The sequence below is a fragment of the Streptomyces longwoodensis genome, from assembly GCF_001514125.1.
Taxonomy (GTDB): Bacteria; Actinomycetota; Actinomycetes; order Streptomycetales; family Streptomycetaceae; genus Streptomyces; species Streptomyces longwoodensis.
Map to the genome: position 1 here is coordinate 134,334 of NZ_KQ948565.1, position 2,827 is coordinate 137,160.

Annotated in this window: 1 pseudogene; it reads left to right on the forward strand. The window is 69.6% G+C overall.

The window, feature by feature from the left end:
- Window positions 1-2,827 (forward strand): annotated as a pseudogene (locus tag AQJ30_RS33645) (hypothetical protein); the annotation flags it as partial.

Here is a 2,827-nt window from a genome sequence, read left to right on the forward strand (position 1 = left end):
GCGCACCGCCCTCGGCGACAACACGGCACTCCTCAACCTCCTGCCGTCCAACAAGACCCTCTTCGGCGTCGCACGCAACTTCACCCAACTCGCCACCAGCATCGCCACCAACAACCGCGGCGACAGCATCCAACAACCCACCCCACCCGCACCCCCCAGCACCCACACGACCGGCGAAACACGCCCCCGACTGCCCGGAAGCGACAGCGGCACGGCTCCCGCCCCGACGGCGTCACCCTCGCGGGGCTCCCGCGACCACCGTCCCCGGTTCGTCGTCCGTTCGGGCTTCGACGCACGCCGGTTCACGCATGACGGCGAGCCCGTCACCGATCTGACCGTCCGCGTCGCCCTGCGCGGCACGGACGAGCAGGCCACACACGCCTTCACCCAACTCCAGCAGGGCGTGGCGGAGTTCCTCAACAACCCCGCCTACCGGCTCCCCAACGGCGACCGGCTGCACGTCACCGTCGAACGCATCGATCCCGACGACCCCCAGGCCGAGCCCCCGCACCTGACCGTGGACCTCGTCGGACGCGACCGGGCGATGGACCAGGTGACCTGGTGGACGGACGCGGCACCCGTCCAACTCGTCCACGAACTCACCCACCAACTCGGCCTGCGCGACGAGTACCGCGACACCGACACCCCGCACCGCCCCCACGTCCTGGGCAGCCTCCTGGGCGACCTCAACGAAGCCCCCGAAGACCCCACCCTCGCACCCGCCGGCCTACGCGACCGCCACCTCGCCCTGATCGCAGCCCTCATCGGCGACGTAGCCCCGGCATCGCAACCCGACGGTGACCCGACCGACAGGAGCTGGGCCTCCGCACGCGCCACCGCCGTACCCGAACCTCGCACGTCCGTCTGGGTCGACCCGGTCTCCCTGCCCCGGCCCGCCGACAACAACGCCGGCCCCGACGTCCCGGCCCACATGCCCCAGGACACGGACACGACAACCACGCCCGAGGCCCCACTCCCGTTCAGGCTGGGCCGGTTCGAGTTCACCAATCTCAAGCAGACCGACCGCTACCTCGACAAGGCCGTCCGCATCGCCGAACTCCTCGACGAGCACGGCACGATCAAGAACTACGTCGGCGACCGCCAGGTCCGCATCACGCTGCACCTACGGACGACGGAGACCCCGGCGGACGTCATCGACCGCGGTGACGACGGCGTCGACATCAACCTCGCCAGCTACTACTTCGAGAAGTACGACACCGGCTACATCATGGGCATGCTCGCCCACGAAATCGGTCTCCACCCCCTCGCCAGCCGCAACACCCGCATCCCCGAGGAAGAAGACCTCTACCGCGGCATGCCCCTCATGGTCCCCGGCCTCGAAAACCTCAAGACCCCCCGCTTCATGAACACCGAAGACGCCGGCCAGGAAGACCACATCATGGCCGCCTTCCCCCACACCATCCGCCACGGCATCTACCGCAACATCGTCGTGGAAATGGCGAACGTCCTGGAACACCGCGCACGGGTGGGCGTGCCCGGGGCCAAGGCGCAGGACGTGACCGACTTGATCGACACGTACTTGATGGACCTCGCCACCATCGCGGTCACCAACGACCACCGGGCCAAGGCGGTCCTCGACCCCAGCTACACGGCACGGGTCTACAACGCCTACAAGCAGCAGTTCGCCACACAGCTGCCCGCCACCAGCCCGGTACTAGCCCTGCTCCCCGCCGACAAGGGACGCTTCGGCGTCCTCGGCGACTTCGCCCAACTCGCCACCAGCGTCGGCACCAACAACCGCGGCGACAGCATCCAGCAGCCCAGCCTGCCGCCGGCCACCCCCGGTTCGACGCAACCCCGGCTGCCCGGCAGCGGCAGTAACAGCGGCTCCACGATGTCCGAGTCGGCACCGGACCGTCCCCGCGGACCGCGGGATCACCGTCCCCGGTTCGTCGTCCGTTCGGGCTTCGACGCACGCCGGTTCACGCATGACGGCGAGCCCGTCACCGATCTGACCGTCCGCGTCGCCCTGCGCGGCACGGACGAGCAGGCCACACACGCCTTCACCCAACTCCAGCAGGGCGTGGCGGAGTTCCTCAACGACCCCGCCTACCGGCTCCCCAACGGTGATCGCCTACACGTCACCGTCGAACGCATCGATCCCGACGACCCCCAGGCCGAGCCCCCGCACCTGACCGTGAACCTCGTGGGCCGCGACCAGGCGATGGACCAGGTGACCTGGTGGACGGACGCGGCACCCGTCCAACTCGTCCACGAACTCACCCACCAACTCGGCCTGCGCGACGAGTACCGCGACACCGACACCCCGCACCGCCCCCACGTCCTGGGCAGCCTCCTGGGCGACCTCAACGAAGCCCCCGAAGACCCCACCCTCGCACCCGCCGGCCTACGCGACCGCCACCTCGCCCTGATCGCAGCCCTCATCGGCGACGTAGCCCAGGCCCCGCAACCCGACAGCGAGCCCACGCAACGGAGCTGGGCCGCGGCACGCGACGCCGCCGTACCCGAACCTCGCACGTCCGTCTGGGTCGACCCGGTCTCCCTGCCCCGGCCCGCCGACAGCACGGCAGGTTCGGACGTCCCGGCCCACATGCCCCAGGACACGGACACGACCACCACGCCCGAAGCCCCGGCGCAGACCCAGCTCCCCTTCAAGCTGGGCAGCTTCGAGTTCACCAATCTCAAGCAGACTGACCGCTACCTCGACAAGGCCGTCCGCATCGCCGAACTCCTCGACGAACACGCCACAATCAAGAACTACATCGGCGACCGCACCGTCCGCATCACCCTCCACCTCCGCACCACGGAGACCCCCGCCGACGTCATCGACCGCGGTGACGACGGC